Origin of the sequence: Streptomyces sp. NPDC102451, assembly GCF_044765485.1 — a bacterium.
Classification (GTDB): domain Bacteria; phylum Actinomycetota; class Actinomycetes; order Streptomycetales; family Streptomycetaceae; genus Streptomyces.
This window is the reverse complement of record NZ_JBIWKD010000009.1, coordinates 118,198-134,147: the sequence shown is the minus strand read 5'-3', so window position 1 is coordinate 134,147 and position 15,950 is coordinate 118,198. Positions and strand designations below refer to the sequence as shown.

At 68.9% G+C, this 15,950-nt stretch carries 14 protein-coding genes; 7 read left to right on the top strand and 7 right to left on the bottom strand.

Annotated elements, in window-relative coordinates:
• Nucleotides 1-18: 18 nt before the first annotated feature.
• From ACIRD8_RS21670 to pknB, 3 genes are all read left to right on the top strand, one after another.
• Complete coding sequence (locus ACIRD8_RS21670) at nt 19-1,419, top strand: FtsW/RodA/SpoVE family cell cycle protein (protein ID WP_403993790.1); 1,401 nt, start codon at nt 19-21, stop codon at nt 1,417-1,419.
• A complete protein-coding gene (locus ACIRD8_RS21665; RefSeq protein ID WP_403993787.1) occupies nt 1,416-2,870 on the top strand; it encodes a peptidoglycan D,D-transpeptidase FtsI family protein in 1,455 nt (484 codons plus the stop codon). Before ACIRD8_RS21670 ends, ACIRD8_RS21665 begins: the two co-directional genes overlap by 4 nt.
• A 171-nt stretch (nt 2,871-3,041) precedes the next feature.
• Nucleotides 3,042-5,015: a Stk1 family PASTA domain-containing Ser/Thr kinase gene (gene pknB, locus ACIRD8_RS21660; RefSeq protein WP_403993784.1), complete on the top strand. Its 1,974-nt coding sequence runs from the start codon at nt 3,042-3,044 to the stop codon at nt 5,013-5,015.
• Nucleotides 5,016-5,096: 81 nt separating this feature from the next.
• Here the strand turns inward: pknB and ACIRD8_RS21655 are convergent, their stop codons facing one another.
• The 5 genes from ACIRD8_RS21655 to ACIRD8_RS21635 form a co-directional block, all read right to left on the bottom strand.
• Nucleotides 5,097-5,825 (bottom strand): class E sortase, encoded by a 729-nt coding sequence (locus ACIRD8_RS21655; protein WP_403993781.1) that lies wholly within the window; start codon nt 5,823-5,825, stop codon nt 5,097-5,099.
• A 36-nt stretch (nt 5,826-5,861) separates the two neighbouring features.
• The gene (locus tag ACIRD8_RS21650; RefSeq protein WP_403993778.1) at nt 5,862-7,277 is read right to left on the bottom strand and encodes a class E sortase; all 1,416 of its coding nucleotides are present in this window, start codon (nt 7,275-7,277) and stop codon (nt 5,862-5,864) included.
• Nucleotides 7,274-7,912 carry an aminodeoxychorismate/anthranilate synthase component II gene (locus tag ACIRD8_RS21645; protein ID WP_403993775.1) on the bottom strand — a complete coding sequence of 213 codons (639 nt, stop codon included), beginning with the start codon at nt 7,910-7,912 and terminating at the stop codon, nt 7,274-7,276. The genes ACIRD8_RS21650 and ACIRD8_RS21645 overlap by 4 nt, the downstream gene beginning before the upstream one ends.
• Nucleotides 7,909-8,097, bottom strand: coding sequence for a hypothetical protein (locus ACIRD8_RS21640; protein WP_124277875.1), 189 nt, complete (start codon nt 8,095-8,097; stop codon nt 7,909-7,911). Before ACIRD8_RS21640 ends, ACIRD8_RS21645 begins: the two co-directional genes overlap by 4 nt.
• A gap of 140 nt (nt 8,098-8,237) precedes the next feature.
• The gene (locus ACIRD8_RS21635; RefSeq protein WP_403993772.1) at nt 8,238-8,963 is read right to left on the bottom strand and encodes a DUF881 domain-containing protein; all 726 of its coding nucleotides are present in this window, start codon (nt 8,961-8,963) and stop codon (nt 8,238-8,240) included.
• Between the two features lie 178 nt (nt 8,964-9,141).
• On the opposite strand from ACIRD8_RS21635, the gene crgA reads away from it, so the two are divergent.
• Complete coding sequence (gene crgA, locus ACIRD8_RS21630) at nt 9,142-9,396, top strand: cell division protein CrgA (protein WP_031090433.1); 255 nt, start codon at nt 9,142-9,144, stop codon at nt 9,394-9,396.
• A 243-nt stretch (nt 9,397-9,639) separates the two neighbouring features.
• On the opposite strand, the gene ACIRD8_RS21625 is transcribed toward crgA, so the two are convergent.
• On the bottom strand, nt 9,640-10,542 hold the full coding sequence (locus tag ACIRD8_RS21625; RefSeq protein ID WP_403993769.1) for a rhomboid family intramembrane serine protease: 903 nt from the start codon (nt 10,540-10,542) through the stop codon (nt 9,640-9,642).
• A 205-nt stretch (nt 10,543-10,747) separates the two neighbouring features.
• Nucleotides 10,748-11,275 carry a peptidylprolyl isomerase gene (locus tag ACIRD8_RS21620; RefSeq protein WP_403993766.1) on the bottom strand — a complete coding sequence of 176 codons (528 nt, stop codon included), beginning with the start codon at nt 11,273-11,275 and terminating at the stop codon, nt 10,748-10,750.
• A gap of 361 nt (nt 11,276-11,636) precedes the next feature.
• Here ACIRD8_RS21620 and ACIRD8_RS21615 point away from each other — a divergent pair, with 361 nt between their 5' ends.
• The 3 genes from ACIRD8_RS21615 to ACIRD8_RS21605 all read left to right on the top strand — a co-directional run bounded on the left by ACIRD8_RS21615 (nt 11,637) and on the right by ACIRD8_RS21605 (nt 15,854).
• The gene (locus ACIRD8_RS21615; RefSeq protein ID WP_403993763.1) at nt 11,637-12,347 is read left to right on the top strand and encodes a DUF5324 family protein; all 711 of its coding nucleotides are present in this window, start codon (nt 11,637-11,639) and stop codon (nt 12,345-12,347) included.
• A gap of 321 nt (nt 12,348-12,668) precedes the next feature.
• Complete coding sequence (locus ACIRD8_RS21610) at nt 12,669-13,220, top strand: Uma2 family endonuclease (RefSeq protein ID WP_327372031.1); 552 nt, start codon at nt 12,669-12,671, stop codon at nt 13,218-13,220.
• 234 nt (nt 13,221-13,454) lie between these two features.
• Nucleotides 13,455-15,854, top strand: a complete 2,400-nt coding sequence (locus ACIRD8_RS21605) for a 2OG-Fe(II) oxygenase (RefSeq protein WP_403993760.1) — start codon at nt 13,455-13,457, stop codon at nt 15,852-15,854.
• The last annotated feature ends 96 nt before the right edge of the window (nt 15,855-15,950 follow it).

The window sequence follows — 15,950 nt, the reverse complement described above, 5'->3', positions numbered from 1 at the left end:
GTAGGGGGCCTTCAGCACATGAGCGTTGTCACCAACACGACCACCATCGGCGCGATCGACGCGCCGAGCCGCCGTAACACCGAGCTGGTGCTGGTCGCCTTCGCCGTCCTGATCTCGGTGTTCGCGTACGCCAACGTGGGCCTCGCCCTCAACGGCGAACTGCCCGCCGGCATGCTCGGCTACGGGCTGGGCCTCGCGCTGCTCGGTGGCGTGGCACACATCGCCGTACGGAGATTCGCTCCGTACGCGGACCCGCTGCTGCTGCCGCTGGCGACCCTGCTGAACGGGCTGGGGCTGGCCATCATCTGGCGGCTGGACCAGTCGGAACGCCTGCAGGACCTCCCGCAGTACGCGCCGGCCGCCTCCAAGCAGCTGATGTTCTCAGCGGTCGGCGTGGCCCTGATGGTCGGCGTCCTGATCGCCCTCAAGGACCACCGCATCCTGCAGCGCTACACCTACATCTCCATGCTGGTGGCGCTGTTCCTGCTGATCCTTCCGATGTTCTTCCCCGCCGTGAACGGCGCCAAGATCTGGATCAAGATCCCCGGGGTCGGCACGATCCAGCCCGGTGAGTTCGCGAAGATCATCATTGCGGTGTTCTTCGCGGGCTATCTCATGGTCAAGCGCGATGCCCTTGCCCTGGCCAGCCGTCGCTTCATGGGGCTCTACCTGCCCCGTGGCCGCGACCTCGGGCCGATCCTCATGGTCTGGGCGTTCTCGATCCTCATCCTGGTCTTCGAGACCGACCTCGGATCGTCACTGCTGTTCTTCGGCATGTTCGTCGTCATGCTGTACGTCGCCACCGAGCGGACCAGCTGGATCGTCTTCGGGCTCCTGATGTCCGGAGCGGGCGCAGTAGGCGTGGCCACGTTCGAGCCCCATGTCCAGCAGCGCGTCACCGCCTGGCTCGACCCGTTCGCGGGATGGGGCAAGCTGGCCGCCAGTGAGCAGATGGCCAAGTCCCTGATGGCCTTCGGCTCCGGCGGAACCCTGGGCACCGGCCTCGGCCAGGGCAACTCCGACCTGATCGGCTTCGCGGCCAACTCCGACTTCATCCTCGCCACCGTCGGTGAGGAGCTGGGGCTGGCCGGGATGATGGGGATCCTGCTCGTCTACGGCCTGATCGTCGAGCGTGGTGTCCGCACCGCCCTCGCCGCCCGCGACCCCTTCGGCAAACTCCTCGCGATCGGTCTGTCCGGCTCCTTCGCCATCCAGGTCTTCGTCGTCGCCGGCGGAGTCATGGGGCTCATCCCGCTGACCGGTATGACCATGCCGTTCCTCGCGGCCGGTGGTTCGTCCGTCATCGCGAACTGGGCGCTCATCGGGATCCTGATCAGAATCAGCGACACAGCCCGACGCCCGGCCCCGGCCCCCGCACCGTCCCCGGACGCCGAAATGACCCAGGTGGTCCGACCGTGAACAAGCCGCTCCGCAGGATCGCGATCTTCTGCGGCATCCTCGTCCTGGCCCTGCTGATCCGCACGAACTACATCCAGTACGTCCGTGCCGACGAGCTCAACGCGAACGAGCACAACCGCCGCGTCCAGATCGAGCGCTACGCCCACGAACGCGGCAACATCATCGTCGACGGCGAACCCGTCACGGGCTCCGTCGAGACCACGGACAGCGACTTCAAGTTCAAGCGGGTCTGGAAGGACGGCCCCATGTGGGCGCCCGTCACCGGCTACTCCTCGCAGGCCTTCGACTCCTCGCAGCTGGAGAGCCTCGAGGACGGCATCCTCACCGGCAACAGTGACGACCTGTTCTTCGACCGCACCCTGTCGATGTTCACCGGCGAGAAGAAGACCGGCGGGAACATCGTCACCACCCTCAACAGCGCCGCCCAGAAGGCCGCCTTCAAGGGGCTGGGCGACAAGAAGGGCGCCGTCGCCGCGCTCGACCCGCAGACCGGCGCCATCCTGGCCCTGGCCAGCACCCCCTCGTACGACCCCTCGGTCTTCGCAGGCAACTCCATGAAGGACTCCGACGCCCGGCAGAAGCTCCTGGAGGACAAGGACAAGCCGATGCTGAACAGGGCCCTGCGGGAGACCTACCCGCCCGGCTCGACGTTCAAGGTGGTCACCGCCGCCGCGGCGCTGGAGAACGGGCTCTACACCGACATCGACGCGAAGACCGACTCCCCTCTGCCCTGGCGGCTCCCGCAGTCGACCAACCTGCTGCAGAACGAGGGCAACATCCCCTGCAAGGACGCCTCGCTCCGGGTGGCCCTGCGCTACTCCTGCAACACCGTCTTCGGCAAGATGAGCGACGACCTCGGCAACGAGAAGATGATCGAACAGGCCGACAAGTTCGGCTTCAACGAGGAAGTCTTCACTCCCGTCCGGGCCGACGCCAGCGTCTACCCGAAGGACAACCGGCCGCAGAACGCCATGGCGGGCATCGGCCAGGCCTCCAACCGCACCACCCCGCTCCAGATGGCCATGGTGGCGTCCGCGATCGCCAACGACGGCAAGCTCATGCAGCCGTACATGGTCGCCCAGCGCCAGGCACCCAACCTGGACGTCATCTACACGCACGAGAAGGAGCAGCTCAGCGAGCCGCTCTCGGCGGAGAACGCCCAGAAGGTGCAGCAGATGATGGAGACCGTGGTCCAGGAGGGCACGGGAACCAACGCGCAGATCGACGGCGTCACCGTCGGTGGCAAGACCGGCACCGCGCAGCACGGCCTCAACAACAGCGAGAAGCCGTACGCCTGGTTCATCTCGTACGCCAAGACCGACAGCGGCTCCCCGGTCGCAGTCGCCGTGGTGGTCGAGGACGGCAACGCCAACCGGGACGACATCTCCGGTGGCGGTCTGGCCGCTCCGATCGCCAAGAACGTGATGAAGGCGGTACTCGACGGAAAGTAGTGACACCCGTCACAACTTCTGTCCACACCAGCACATTGGGATACCGGTCGGATATCAGCTGACGGGTGCGGGCCGATCACGCCGGGCGTGCCCGGTAGCGTATGCGCGAACAGCGCACCGCCGGACCACACACGGGTGCGGTCGGGACTGACGGAGAGGGCTGGATCAGTTATGGAAGAGCCGCGTCGCCTCGGCGGCCGGTACGAGCTGGGCTCGGTGCTCGGCCGTGGTGGCATGGCCGAGGTATACCTCGCGCATGACACCCGGCTCGGCCGCACCGTCGCTGTGAAGACGCTGCGGGCCGACCTCGCCCGCGATCCGTCCTTCCAGGCACGGTTCCGCCGTGAGGCCCAGTCGGCCGCCTCGCTCAACCACCCCGCGATCGTCGCCGTCTACGACACCGGCGAGGACTACGTCGACGGGGTCTCCATCCCGTACATCGTGATGGAGTACGTCGACGGGTCGACGCTCAGAGAGCTCCTGCACTCCGGCCGCAAGCTGCTGCCGGAGCGGACCCTCGAGATGACGGTCGGGATCCTCCAGGCACTGGAGTACTCGCACCGCGCCCAGATCGTCCACCGCGACATCAAGCCGGCGAACGTCATGCTGACGCGCACCGGCCAGGTCAAGGTCATGGACTTCGGCATCGCCCGCGCCATGGGCGACTCCGGCATGACGATGACCCAGACCGCCGCGGTCATCGGCACCGCCCAGTACCTCTCCCCGGAGCAGGCCAAGGGCGAGCAGGTCGACGCACGATCGGACCTCTACTCCACCGGCTGTCTGCTCTACGAACTGCTCGCGGTGCGGCCCCCGTTCGTCGGGGACTCGCCCGTCGCGGTCGCGTACCAGCACGTGCGTGAGGAGCCGCAGCCGCCGAGCAACTTCGACCCCGAGATCACGCCCGAGATGGACGCCATCGTCCTGAAGGCGCTGACCAAGGACCCCGACTACCGCTACCAGTCGGCCGACGAGATGCGTGCCGACATCGAGGCCTGCCTCGACGGCCAGCCGGTCGCGGCCAGGGCGGCGATGGGTGCGGCGGGCTACGGCGGATACGACGCCTACGGCAACGACCAGCCGACCACCGCCCTGCGGGCGACGGACCCGGGCGGCGCCCAGACGTCCATGCTGCCCCCGGTCAATCCGGACGACGGCGGCTACGGCTACGACGACCGCCCCGACCGTCGGCGCCAGAAGAAGAGCAACACCTCGACGATCCTCCTGGTCGTCGCGGGCATCCTGGTACTCATCGGCGCGATCCTGATCGGCCGTTACGTCTTCAGCTCCAGCGACAGCGGCGGCGACAAGGTCGACGTGCCGAACATGGTCGGCTCCACGGTCCAGCAGGCGCAGAAACTTGCGGACAATGCCGAGGTCACGCTGAAGGTCGGCTCCAAGGAGCCCTGCGAGACCCAGGAGAAGGACAAGATCTGCAGCCAGACCCCTGGCTCGGACGAGCAGATGGAGACGGGCGAGACCGTGACGGTCGTCGTCTCCACCGGCGCCCCCAAGATCGAGGTGCCGGACGTCCTGGAGAAGTCCGAGGACAGCGCCCGCAAGGCCCTGGAGGACAAGGGCTTCACGGTGAACGTCAAGACGGCCGAGTCCGAGAAGACGCTCAACTCGGTCATCTCGCAGGACCCCGAGGGCGGTTCGAAGGTCGAGAAGGACACCGAGGTCACGATCACCGTGGCCAAGGAGGCCACCGAGCCGATGCCCGACGTGCGTACCCGCTCCTACGACGCTGCCGTGGCGCAGCTGAATGCCCTCGGGTTCAGGAACGTCTCGAAGCAGGATGTCGACTCGGATGAGGCTGCCGGGACGGTCATCGAGCAGAGCCCGGCGGGCCCGAGCAAGCAGTCCAAGGACGTCCAGATCGTCCTGAAGGTCTCCAAGGGTCCGGCTCAGCCCGAGCAGGTCGCGGTCCCGGACCTGCAGAACAAGACGCTGGCCGAGGCGAAGGCCGCACTGGCCCAAGCGGGTCTGCAGCTCGGCAGTGTCACCGGGCAGAACGACGACAACGCCCGGGTGGTCGGCTTCCAGCCCCAGGCCAACCAGATGGTCGACAAGAACAGCGCGGTCAACGTGCAGACCTTGCCGGGCGCCGGGGACGGCAACCTCTTCGGCGGCCAGTCCGGCTAGCCGGGCCGAGCCCCCACGGACACAGCACAGGGCCCCGGTCACCTCCACGGTGACCGGGGCCCTTGCCTTCGCCGGGTGGGCCTACCGGAGCTCCTCCGGCTTCGTGCGGTCCCTGTCGACCTTCTCGGTCCGCACCAGCTCGCCCCACACGATGTAGCGGTACTTCGACGTGTAGACGGGGGTGCACGTGGTCAGCGTGATGTAGCGGCCGGCCTTCTTCACGCCCGACTCCTTGGGCACCGCGGCGATCGCGTCGACGTCGAACTTCGACGTCTCCGGCAGCTCCGCGAACACCTTGTAGATGTACCAGGTGTCCTGGGTCTCGAAGACGACCGCGTCGCCCTTCTTCACCTTGTCGATGTTGTGGAACTTGGCACCGTGCCCGTCCCGGTGCGCGGCGAGCGCGAAGTTGCCCTGCGCGTCCGAGGGGAGCGCCGACTTCACGGGCTCCGTGTAGTAGCCGGCGATGCCGTTGTTGAGCGTCTCGGTGTCGGTGCCCTTCTTGACCAGCACCTCGCCGTTCTTCATGGCGGGTACGTGGAGGAAGCCGATGCCGTCCCTGGTGTCCAGCGCTCCCGGCCCGCCCGCCCAGCGGTCGCGGACGGTGTTGCCCTGCTTGTCCGCCTCACGGTCGGCCAGCACGTTCGTCCACCACAGCGAGTAGACGACGAACAGGCCCAGCACCAGCCCCGCGGTGATGAGCAGTTCGCCGAAGAAACTCACCGCCGTGGCGACGGGATGGCGGCTCCTGCTCCGCACCGGGGCCGCCGGCTCGTCGGTGCGCTCTTCGTGCTCGGTCCTCGCTGCCACCGCACCCGTCCCTGTCGTGATGTCGTCCAGCCCGCGTCAGCCGACGAGCGCGTCGGGCTTCCCCTTGCTGCGCGGCCGTTCGTCGACCATTTTGCCCCACACGATCATTCGGTACGTACTCGTGAATTCCGGGGTGCACGTCGTCAGCGTGATGTACCTGCCCGGGCCGGTGAAGCCGGAACCCGTGGGCACTTCGTCGATCACGGCCACATTGGACGGCGACGTCTGCGGAAGGATGCTGGTCATCTCGTACGTGTAGTAGGCGTCCTGCGTCTCGACCACGATCGGGTCGCCCGGCTTCAGCTTGTTGATGTAGCGGAAGGGCTCACCGTGGGTGTTGCGGTGACCCGCCACCGCGAAGTTCCCCTGCTTCGCCGAGGGCATCGCGGTCTTCAGCTTGCCCTCGCCGTAGTGACCGACCATGCCGCGGTCGAGGACCTTCTCCTTGCTGATGCCCTCGGCGATCGGCGCGACCACGTCCAGCTTGGGGATGTGCATGATGGCGAAGCCCTGGCCCGGCTCGAAGGCCCCCGGGCTGCGCTCGCCGTGGGCCCAGTTGTCCTGGATCTTGTTCGTCTCGCGGCCGGCGATCTGGTCGGCGCGGACGTTCGTCCACCACAGCTGGTACGTGACGAACAGGAGCATCAGCACGCCGAAGGTGATGAACACTTCGCCGACGACCCGGCTGGCGACCACGGCCGGGCTGTCCTTGGCGGCACGGGCCGCCCGCCGGGCCTCCAGCCGTGACATCGGGACCGCGGGCTCCGCCGCCGCCTCCGGCTCCGTGGCGCGCCGTGGCTCGCTCCTACGTCTCCCGCGCCCCTTGGCCGCACGCCGGCGCTCGGCCCGGCCCCCCGTCGGCGGCGCCTCGGAGGCGGACTCCGAGGTACCGGTTCCGGTGGTCCGCGACGCTCTCCGCGTATCGGCGGTCCGCAGGGCGACGGTCTCGTCGCTCAGGACCGGCAGGACCGGCACGACGGGCAGGACATCGGTGACGGGCTCCACGGGCTCCGGGCGGGCCTCGGAAGGGACCTGCACGGGGGCGGGTTCGGGTGCCGCCTGCACCGGCGGGGGCGCACCGTGGCCGGATACGACCGCCGTCCCCCGGACGGTGCCTGCCGCGGGAGCCGTTCCCGGCCCCTGCTGCCCGTACCAGTCCCTCCGGTACCCCTCCGGGTCGTACCACTCACCCTGGGGCTCCGCGGGCGCCTGAGCCGCAGCCTGGGGCATCTGCGGAGCCCCGCCGTCGGGCTGGGCGTCCTCCGCCCGGAACCAGGGCGAGGTGTGCCGCCCCGGCAGCGGGTCGTTCAACGGGTCCGCGAGCTGTCCCGGCAGCGGGTCGTTCAGCGGGTCCGCGAGCTGTTCCACCGCCGCCTCGAACGTGCCGTCGGGCTCGTACGCTCCCTGCGCGTACGGGCCTTCCTGCCCGGCGTCGGGGCGGAGTGAGGTCACGCGGCGGCCTTGCCCACCACCGGGGCGAGCCCCGCCGATCTCTCGACCGCACCCTTGTCACCGCACTGCTCCAGCCAGTTGGCGAGCATCAGGTGGCCGTGCTCCGTGAGCACCGATTCGGGGTGGAACTGCACGCCCTCCACCGCCTGTTCACGGTGGCGCAGCCCCATGATGATGCCGTCGGCGGTACGTGCGGTGACTTCGAGCTCGGGCGGAACGGTCGCCGGTTCGGCGGCGAGCGAGTGGTACCGCGTCGCGGTGAACGGCGACGGCAGACCGGCGAACACGCCCTTGCCCTCGTGCAGTACGGGGGAGGTCTTGCCGTGCAGCAGCTCCGGCGCGCGGTCCACCACACCGCCGTAGGCGACGGCCATCGACTGCATCCCCAGGCAGACGCCGAAGACGGGAACCCCGCTCGCCGCGCAGTGGTGCACCATCTCGATGCAGACGCCCGCCTGCTCGGGAGTGCCCGGCCCGGGCGACAGCAGGACCCCGTCGAAGCCGTCGTCGGCGTGCGCCGTGGTCACCTCGTCGTTGCGCACCACCTCGCACTCCGCGCCGAGCTGGTAGAGGTACTGGACGAGGTTGAAGACGAAGCTGTCGTAGTTGTCGACGACGAGAATGCGTGCGCTCACTGGCCGGACCCCGCTCCGCTGGTGCCTTCGCCGTCCACCGTCACATCACCGAACGGGAGCAGCGGCTCCGCCCAGGGGAAGACGTACTGGAAGAGCGCGTAGACAACGGCCAGGGCCAGCACGAGCGAGATGAAGCCCCGCACCCATGCGTTGCCCGGCAGGTGCCGCCAGATCCAGCCGTACATGCTGTTGCCTCCATTCGGTACGGCACCAGACTAAACGGCCGGGGCACAGGCGTGGGTCAGCTGTGGAAAGCCGCTTGCCGGGGCGTCCGTCACAGTCCTGCGCGCGCCGCACAGAGGTGTCGCCCCCGGGGCCTCGCGCGCTACTCCACAGGCTGTGCGTAGTGGAGGTCGACGGTGCCCGAATAACCGGGAAGCGTCAGCCTGTCGTCCTCCTCGACCTTCCAGCCCAGCCCGTACGCCTTCACGTACAGCTGGTAGTTCTGGATCGCCGTGGAGTCGTTGAGCGCCTGCCTCAGCTTCCCCCGGTCGCCGACGGCGGTGACCTTGTACGGAGGCGAGTAGACCCGCCCCTGGAGGATCAGCGTGTTGCCGACGCAGCGCACCGCGCTGGTGGAGATCAGCCGCTGGTCCATCACCTGGATCCCACGGGCTCCGCCCTCCCAGAGGGCGTTGACGACGGCCTGCAGGTCCTGCTGGTGGATGACCAGGTCGTTGGGCTGCGGATCCGGGTAGCCGGGGTTGGCGGTGGCGTTCGCCGGGGCGTCGTTCAGCGTGACGGAGAGCGCCTCACCGGTGATCTCCGTGGTGCCCGCGGCCTTCTCCAGCGCGTCGAGCTTCGCGTCCTCGGCACGGGTGCTCCCGTCGTCACGGCGGGCGAGGGTGTCGATGTCCGCGCGCACGGAGGCGGTCGATTCGTCCAGCTCCGCGTTCTTCTCGCTGCGCTGCTGGATGAGGTCGGAGAGCTTCAGCAGGGAGGAGTCGGTCCGGATATCGGTCCCCTTGGCCGTATTGGCGCTGGTGACGAAGATCAGTCCGGCCAGTGCGAAGACGGCAGCGGTGAGGCCCTGGACCGGCCACCTGGACATGCGCCGGGCAGGGCCTCGAGGAGAGTCGGCAGAATTGCTCAACGTACCCTTATCTCCTTAGGCGCCACGGAAGCACTACGCTAACGGACGCCCCGGGGAGGCAGCATTCCCCCTCGCGCCCCGGCGCCAGCCACAGATCCCTGCGCGGTCACGCAGCGCATCGACAGGAGAGTCCCTCGTGCCGAAGTCACGTATCCGCAAGAAGGCAGACTTCACGCCTCCGCCGGCGAAGCAGTCGACGAGCATCAAGCTGACCAACCGCAGTTGGGTGGCGCCGGTGATGCTGGCGCTCTTCCTGATCGGTCTGGCCTGGATCGTGGTCTTCTACGTCACCGAGGGCGATCTGCCGATCGACGCTCTCGGCAACTGGAACATCGTCGTGGGCTTCGGCTTCATCGCCGGTGGCTTCGGTGTCTCCACGCAGTGGAAGTAGCTCTGCCCTGAAGTTACCCACAGAGTTATCCACAGGCGGGGGACAAGGTCAGACGATCTGTGGATAACTTCCCTCGAAGTTGACGCCGGTGTGACTACACACTTACGCATCGCGAGGGGCCGTGCCCCTTGTCCTGGCTGGAAAAACCCAGTTCAGCGACAAGGGGCACACCTGTTCCCCACGTCATGCACAAGATCCGGCACCCTCTGTGGACAACCACACCCCTGGAGCAACGGATTCCGGTCAGGTGAGCGCAGCCGTCCTGAGGAGGACGGCCACGACGATCACCAGGAGGACCAGCCCGCAGGCGCCGTACTGCACGAGATTCCGGCGCTCGCGCGGTGCGTGGACCATGGCGATCGCGATCAGCGCCCCGGCGACCAGTCCACCGACGTGCGCCTGCCAGGCGATCCCGCTCCAGGTGAAGGTGAAGACCAGGTTCACCGCGAGGAGCGCGATCACCGGCCGCATGTCGTAGTTCATCCGGCGCATCAGCACGGCGGTCGCACCCAGCAGACCGAAGACGGCACCCGACGCGCCGAGCGTCCCCTGCGCGGGGTCGGCGATCCAGTAGGTGAGCGCGCTGCCGGCGAGCCCCGAGAGCAGGTAGAGCACCAGATAGCGGATCCTGCCGAGCGCGGCCTCCAGCGGCCCGCCGAGCCACCACAGCCCCAGCATGTTGAACGCGATGTGCAGCAGCTCCTGGTGCAGGAACATCGACGTCACCAGCCGGTACCACTGGCCCTCCGCCACGCCCTCGACGCCGACGGACGGATCGCCCGAGTAGGCGCGGCCGAACAGCAGCAGATCGTCCAGGAGCCACCGGCCGGCGACCGAGACCGCGATGAAGACGGCGAGGTTGATGCCGAGCAGGATCTTGGTGACCAGTCTGGGATCGGCGGCCACGCTTCCGCCCGCCAGGGTCCGCGGCCGGTTCGCCGCGGGGTGGTGGCCCGTGCCGGACCCTTCGCGGACGCATTCCGGGCAGTGGAAGCCCACCGACGCTTCGATCATGCAGTCCGTGCAGATCGGCCTCTCGCACCGCGTGCAGCGGATTCCCGTCTCCCTGCCCGGATGCCGGTAACAAGTGAGCTGCCCGCCCGCGGCCGCGGACCCGTCCTGGTCTTCCGGCGGCTGCTGGTCCATCGGTCACGGCCCCTTCGGTCCTCGTCCGTGCAGGGGGCAGACATGCGACCGCCCCGCTCGCCCGTTATGTATCAGTACGGACGAGCGGGGCGGTTGGTTCCCACAGCGGCGGCCGCCTGTCACGTCAGGGGCCCGGCACATCAGCGCCTGTCGGGTCAGCGGCCCGACGGCTCAGCGGCGCACGCAGGGCCGGTAGCCCCCGGGGTCAGCGCGTCTCGATGACGACCGACTCGATCACCACGTCCTGGAGCGGACGGTCGGTGCGCGGGTTGGTCGGCGCGCCGGCGATGGCGTCCACGACCCTCCTGCCCGCATCGCCGGTGACCTCACCGAAGATCGTGTGCTTCCCGGTCAGCCAGGCGGTGGGCGACACGGTCACGAAGAACTGCGAACCGTTGGTGCCCGGCCCGGCATTGGCCATCGCCAGCAGGTACGACTTGTCGAACGCGAGATCGGGGTGGAACTCGTCGCCGAACTCGTACCCGGGGCCGCCCGTGCCGTTGCCCAGCGGGTCGCCGCCCTGAATCATGAAACCGTCGATGACGCGGTGGAAGACAGTGCCGTCGTACAGCTTGTCGGTGGACTTCCGGCCGGTCTCCGGGTTGGTCCACTCCCGCTCGCCCGTGGCGAGCTCGACGAAGTTCTTGACCGTCCTGGGCGCGTGGTTCGGCAGCAGCCGGATCTCGATGTCGCCCAGGTTGGTCTTCAAAGTGGCGTAAAGCTGCTCGGCCACGGTCTGCCTTCCGTAAGTCTTCGCTGACGACCACCGATCCTCGCACGGGGCAGCGGTCCCACAGCGCGGTCACAGCGCCAGGAAGGACGGCACTCACCTCGTTGCCCGCTTTCCTGCACCTTTCCCACACTTCCTGCGGGATAAATGCGGCCAAGTGCCCGACGACACGGAGCGCGTCGGCACGAAGCGTGGCATCGTCGGCGGCACGCTCCCCTTGCACCGTATTGCCCAGGAATATTGCCCAAGAATGATGTTCATGACCCGGATGCCCGTCCCGCATGGCGTTCCAGGCGCCGACGGGCATGATTTCGAGTTGGGTGGATAGGCGGAGTACCTACCCGCCACCAATGAGGAGGATCCCGTGACCCGCATCGACAGCGTGCGCGCCGCAACCTACTCGGCGAAGGACAGCGCGCAGCACGCCGCGGAAGTGGTGGCGCCTTACGCCGACACGGCCAAGGAACAGGCCACGTACTACGCGAACGAGGCTCGCGCACGGCTCGCGCCCAAGGTGTCGAAGGCAGCCGCGCAGGCCCGCGTCCAGTACGGCGCCTATCTCGCGCCGCGTATCGAACAGGCACTGACCCATGTGCCGCCCAAGGTCGACGAGGCCGCGCAGCGGGCCGCCATCCGGACGCGCAGCGCCGCGCGCACCGCGGCGGACTACACCGTGCCGCGCGTCGAGTACGCCGTCGCCGCGACCCGGCCCGTGGCCGAGGAGGCCACGGCCCGCAGCACGGCCGCGCTGGCAGCCCTCCGCGGCCAGGTGACGGCCAAGGAGATCCAGAAGCTCGTCAGGAAGCACGAGCGACGGGCCAGGGCGGGCCGCGCGGTCAAGGGGCTCCTCGTGCTGGGCGCCCTGGCCGGCGGAGCCTTCGCCGCCTGGAAGTGGTGGGACAAGCAGGCCAACCCCGACTGGCTGGTCGAGCCGCCCGCCCCGACCGAGGTGTCCGACGACCGTGCGCCCCTGACCTCGGTCGACGGCAGCGGCTCGACCGTGCTCGACCCCGAGGTCCGCGCCAAGCAGGACGAGGCCGGAACGGACACGACGGAGGGCGACGAGCGCCGCTGAGCGGCCCCTGAGCAACCGGCGTACGGCGTACGACGCGGAAGAGGGGCGCCGGAGGACTTCACAGTCCCTCCGGCGCCCCTCTTCCCGTGCGCCGCCGGACCCCTGTCCGAGCCGACGAAAAAGTCCCTCTGTCCTGCGTTTCCGGAGCAGAGCGCAGTTTGCCCTGAATGCCCTCACAGTCGCCGCAGCCACCCGTCCGTGTAGCTCGCCAAGAACACGGTGAGCCGAAGCCAGGTCACCGACGCCGTCCCCGTTCCGCCCTGCGCTGCCTACACTGGGCGCGGGAGGTATGTGGTGACCATCACTGAGGACCGGCCACAGATGCTGGCCGAGGAGTTCGAGCGCATCGCTGCCGCCGCCGAGCGTGAAGGCGTCCGGATGGAGTTCATCCACGGCAGGCTGGGAGTCAAAGCGGTGCCCGACGGCGACCACGACGAGATCATCCGCTGGCTGATGAAGCACTGCATGCAGCACCAGCCCGACCTGTGGCTTTACCCCGAACGCGGCCTGCGCATCGAGCGCTACCGCAAAGGCAACGCCAAACCGGACGGTGCTCTCGCCCCTGAAGGCAGCTTCGCCGGACAAGGCGAGTGGGCTGACCCCGGGCAGGTCGTCATGGTCGTCGAGGTCACCTCGTACGACAGCGACACCGACAAGCGCGACCGCGAGGAGAAGCCGGCCGCGTACGCCCAGACCGGCATCCCCGTCTACCTGCTGATCGACCGCGACACCTGCGAAACCCTCGTCTACAGCGAACCCGACGGCGACACCTACGCCAGCCTGCTGCGCCGCCCCTTCGGCCGCACCGTCGAACTTCCCGCCCCGCTCGGCTTCGCCCTCGACACCGAACCGCTCAAGAACTGGGTCCGCTGACCGTTCAAGCCGCTCGGCCCGCCGCCACATCTTGCCGGGGGCAGGCAATTCGCCGGGGGAACGGGCGGTGCCGTCATGCCCATCACGCGGTCCACGTCGATCTCACCCCCTGTACCCATGTAATCCCCGAATATAAAGATCATCTTGTCGACCATGTGTAGGGCCTCCCTGTAGCACTAGGGTTTTCGGGACGGCCGGAGCGGCACGCCGCCGAGCAGAGAGACGGATGCCACCATGGGGCAAGAAGCACGGAAGCGACTCGCGGAGCTGCTCGACGGCTCGGAGCGGCACGGGGACTTCAGTACTCGCATCGAGATGCCCGCTCGGGCGCTGCGCATCGAGGTCGACGGTGTCGGCGAGCTGCCCCTGCCGTTGCGCGCCCCTGTCACCAAGAAGCTGATCGCCCAGGCCCGGCAGGCCCGCTTCGGCCGCGGTGAGCAGACCCTGGCCGACACCGGCGTGCGCGACACCTGGGAGATCACTGCGGACCGGTTCACCCTGGGCGGCCCCGACTGGGACCGCACGCTGAGCAGCGTCCTCGACGGGGTTCGTGCCGCGCTCGGCCTGCCGCCCACCACCGTCCTGCGCGCCGAACCGCACGCGCTGCTCGTCTACGGCAAGGGGCAGTTCTTCCTACCGCACCAGGACTCTGAGAAGGACGACTCCATGGTGGGCAGCCTCGTCGTCTCGCTGCCCTCGCACCACACCGGCGGCGAACTCGTTGTCGAACACGCTGGCCGCAGCGTCACGTACCAGGCGTCCCGGGAGCGGCTGGCCTTCGCCGCCTTCTACGCGGACTGCCGTCACGAGGTCAAGCCCGTCAACTCCGGGTACCGCATCACCCTCACCATGAACCTTCTCGCCGAGCCCGTCCGGCCGGCCGACGCGGCAGGCAGCGGCCCGGTGGCCGACCTGGCCCACTGCCTGAACGAGCACTTCGCCCGGCCTGCCGAGGACCGCTACGGCTACGGCCGTCCCAAGGCCACGCGGCCCAACCGACTCGTCTACCTCCTCGACCACGAGTACACCCAGCGCGGATTGGACTGGGACCGCCTCAAGGGCGTGGACGCCACCCGCGCCGTGCTGCTCCGCAAGGCCGCCGGGCAGGCAGACTGCGAAGCGGTCCTCGCGCTGGCGGAGGTGAAGGAGACCTGGGACGCCGTACCGCCCCACGACCGTTACGACTACTACGGCGAGACCGAGCACTTCGACGGCTGCGAGGACGAGGAATGCGAGGGCGACTGCCTCCTCGACCCTGACGGCGAGCCCGGAGCCGAGCGCCGCCGCAGCGGAGACTTCTTCGACTACGAACTCAACGACCTGATCGACGACGAGATCACCCTCGGCTGGTGGACCCGCCCCGACGGCACCAGCGGTGAGCAGATCTCCCTGCCCGTCCCGTACGCCGAGGTGTGCGCCACCACCGAGAACAAGGACCTCACGCCCTACCAGTCCGAGTACGAAGGCTACATGGGCAACTACGGCAACACCCTGGACCGCTGGTACCGGCGGGCCGCAGTGGTGCTCTGGCCCCGGCAGCGTTCGTTCGAAGCACGCGCCGAAGCGGGCTCCGAGGGAGCCCTGCGCGAGCTCCAGGGCCACCTGGACACCGGCCGGTTGGAGCTCGCACGCACGCTCGCCCGGTCGCTCGCCCCGATCTGGAAGCACCACGGTTCGGGCCCGGCCGCCGCCCCGCTCTTCGCCGCCGCCCTGAGCGTCGCGGTGGGTGTGGGGGAGGCTGACACCGCCGTGATGCTCCTCGCGCCGTTCGGGGTGGAGACCTTGAGCGAGGACCACGCCCCCGACCTGGCACAAGCGGCCGCACGGTACGGACCGACGTGGGCACGCGAGACCGTCGCCAGCTGGTTCGGCCCGACCGGCGCCTACACCGGGGCCGACCGCGCGGCATGGCTCGCATCCCTACCCGATCTCTGTGCCGCGCTGCGGAGCGCCGACGGTGACGGGGAAGCGGTGGCCACACCGCTGGCCGAAGGGGCCTGGCAAGCGACCGAGCAGCAGCTCACCGGCTGGCTGGACGTCGGCCGGGAGCCCGAACGCCGCCCGGCCATGGAGCGAATCGGCACCACACTCGCCCACATCGTGCAAGCAGCCGGCCCCCGGACCACCGACACGATCACCACCACCCTGCGCGGGCTGCCGGACACCGCCCTGGAATGCCTGCTCCCGGCCCTGCACGCTGCGGCACGCCACCCGGCCGCCGTACACGGCGGCACCCCCGCAGGCGGCGCCTTCCAGTCGCTCGCCGACCACTGTCAGGCCCGGCTGACCGCAGCCATCGCCCTCCCTGTACGAGCTGCGGACGACTGGTCCCTCGCCCCCACCGGTACCTGCAGCTCCAGCTGCAACCTCTGCCCCGACCTGGACGCCTTCCTCGCCTCCCGCGCCCGCCAGGTCATGGAGTGGCCGCTCGCGAAGGACAAGCGCCAGCACATCCACAGCCGTATCGACCTGGCCGGCCTGCCCGTTTCTCACACCACCCGGCGCCAGGGACGCCCCTACACCCTGGTCCTGACCAAGACGGACGCGGTGTTCACCAGCGAGCAGACGGCCCGCGCCCGCGCCGAAACCGATCTGGCCTGGCTCCGGGAGAAATGGCCCCAGCCACGCGGCTGAAAGATCACCGGAACCTGCAGTCGGCACACCTGAAAGAGGCCGCCCGCACCTGGGGCGCGGTCACCGGCGCCCAGGGCTGCCCCGTCGCCTGAAGCC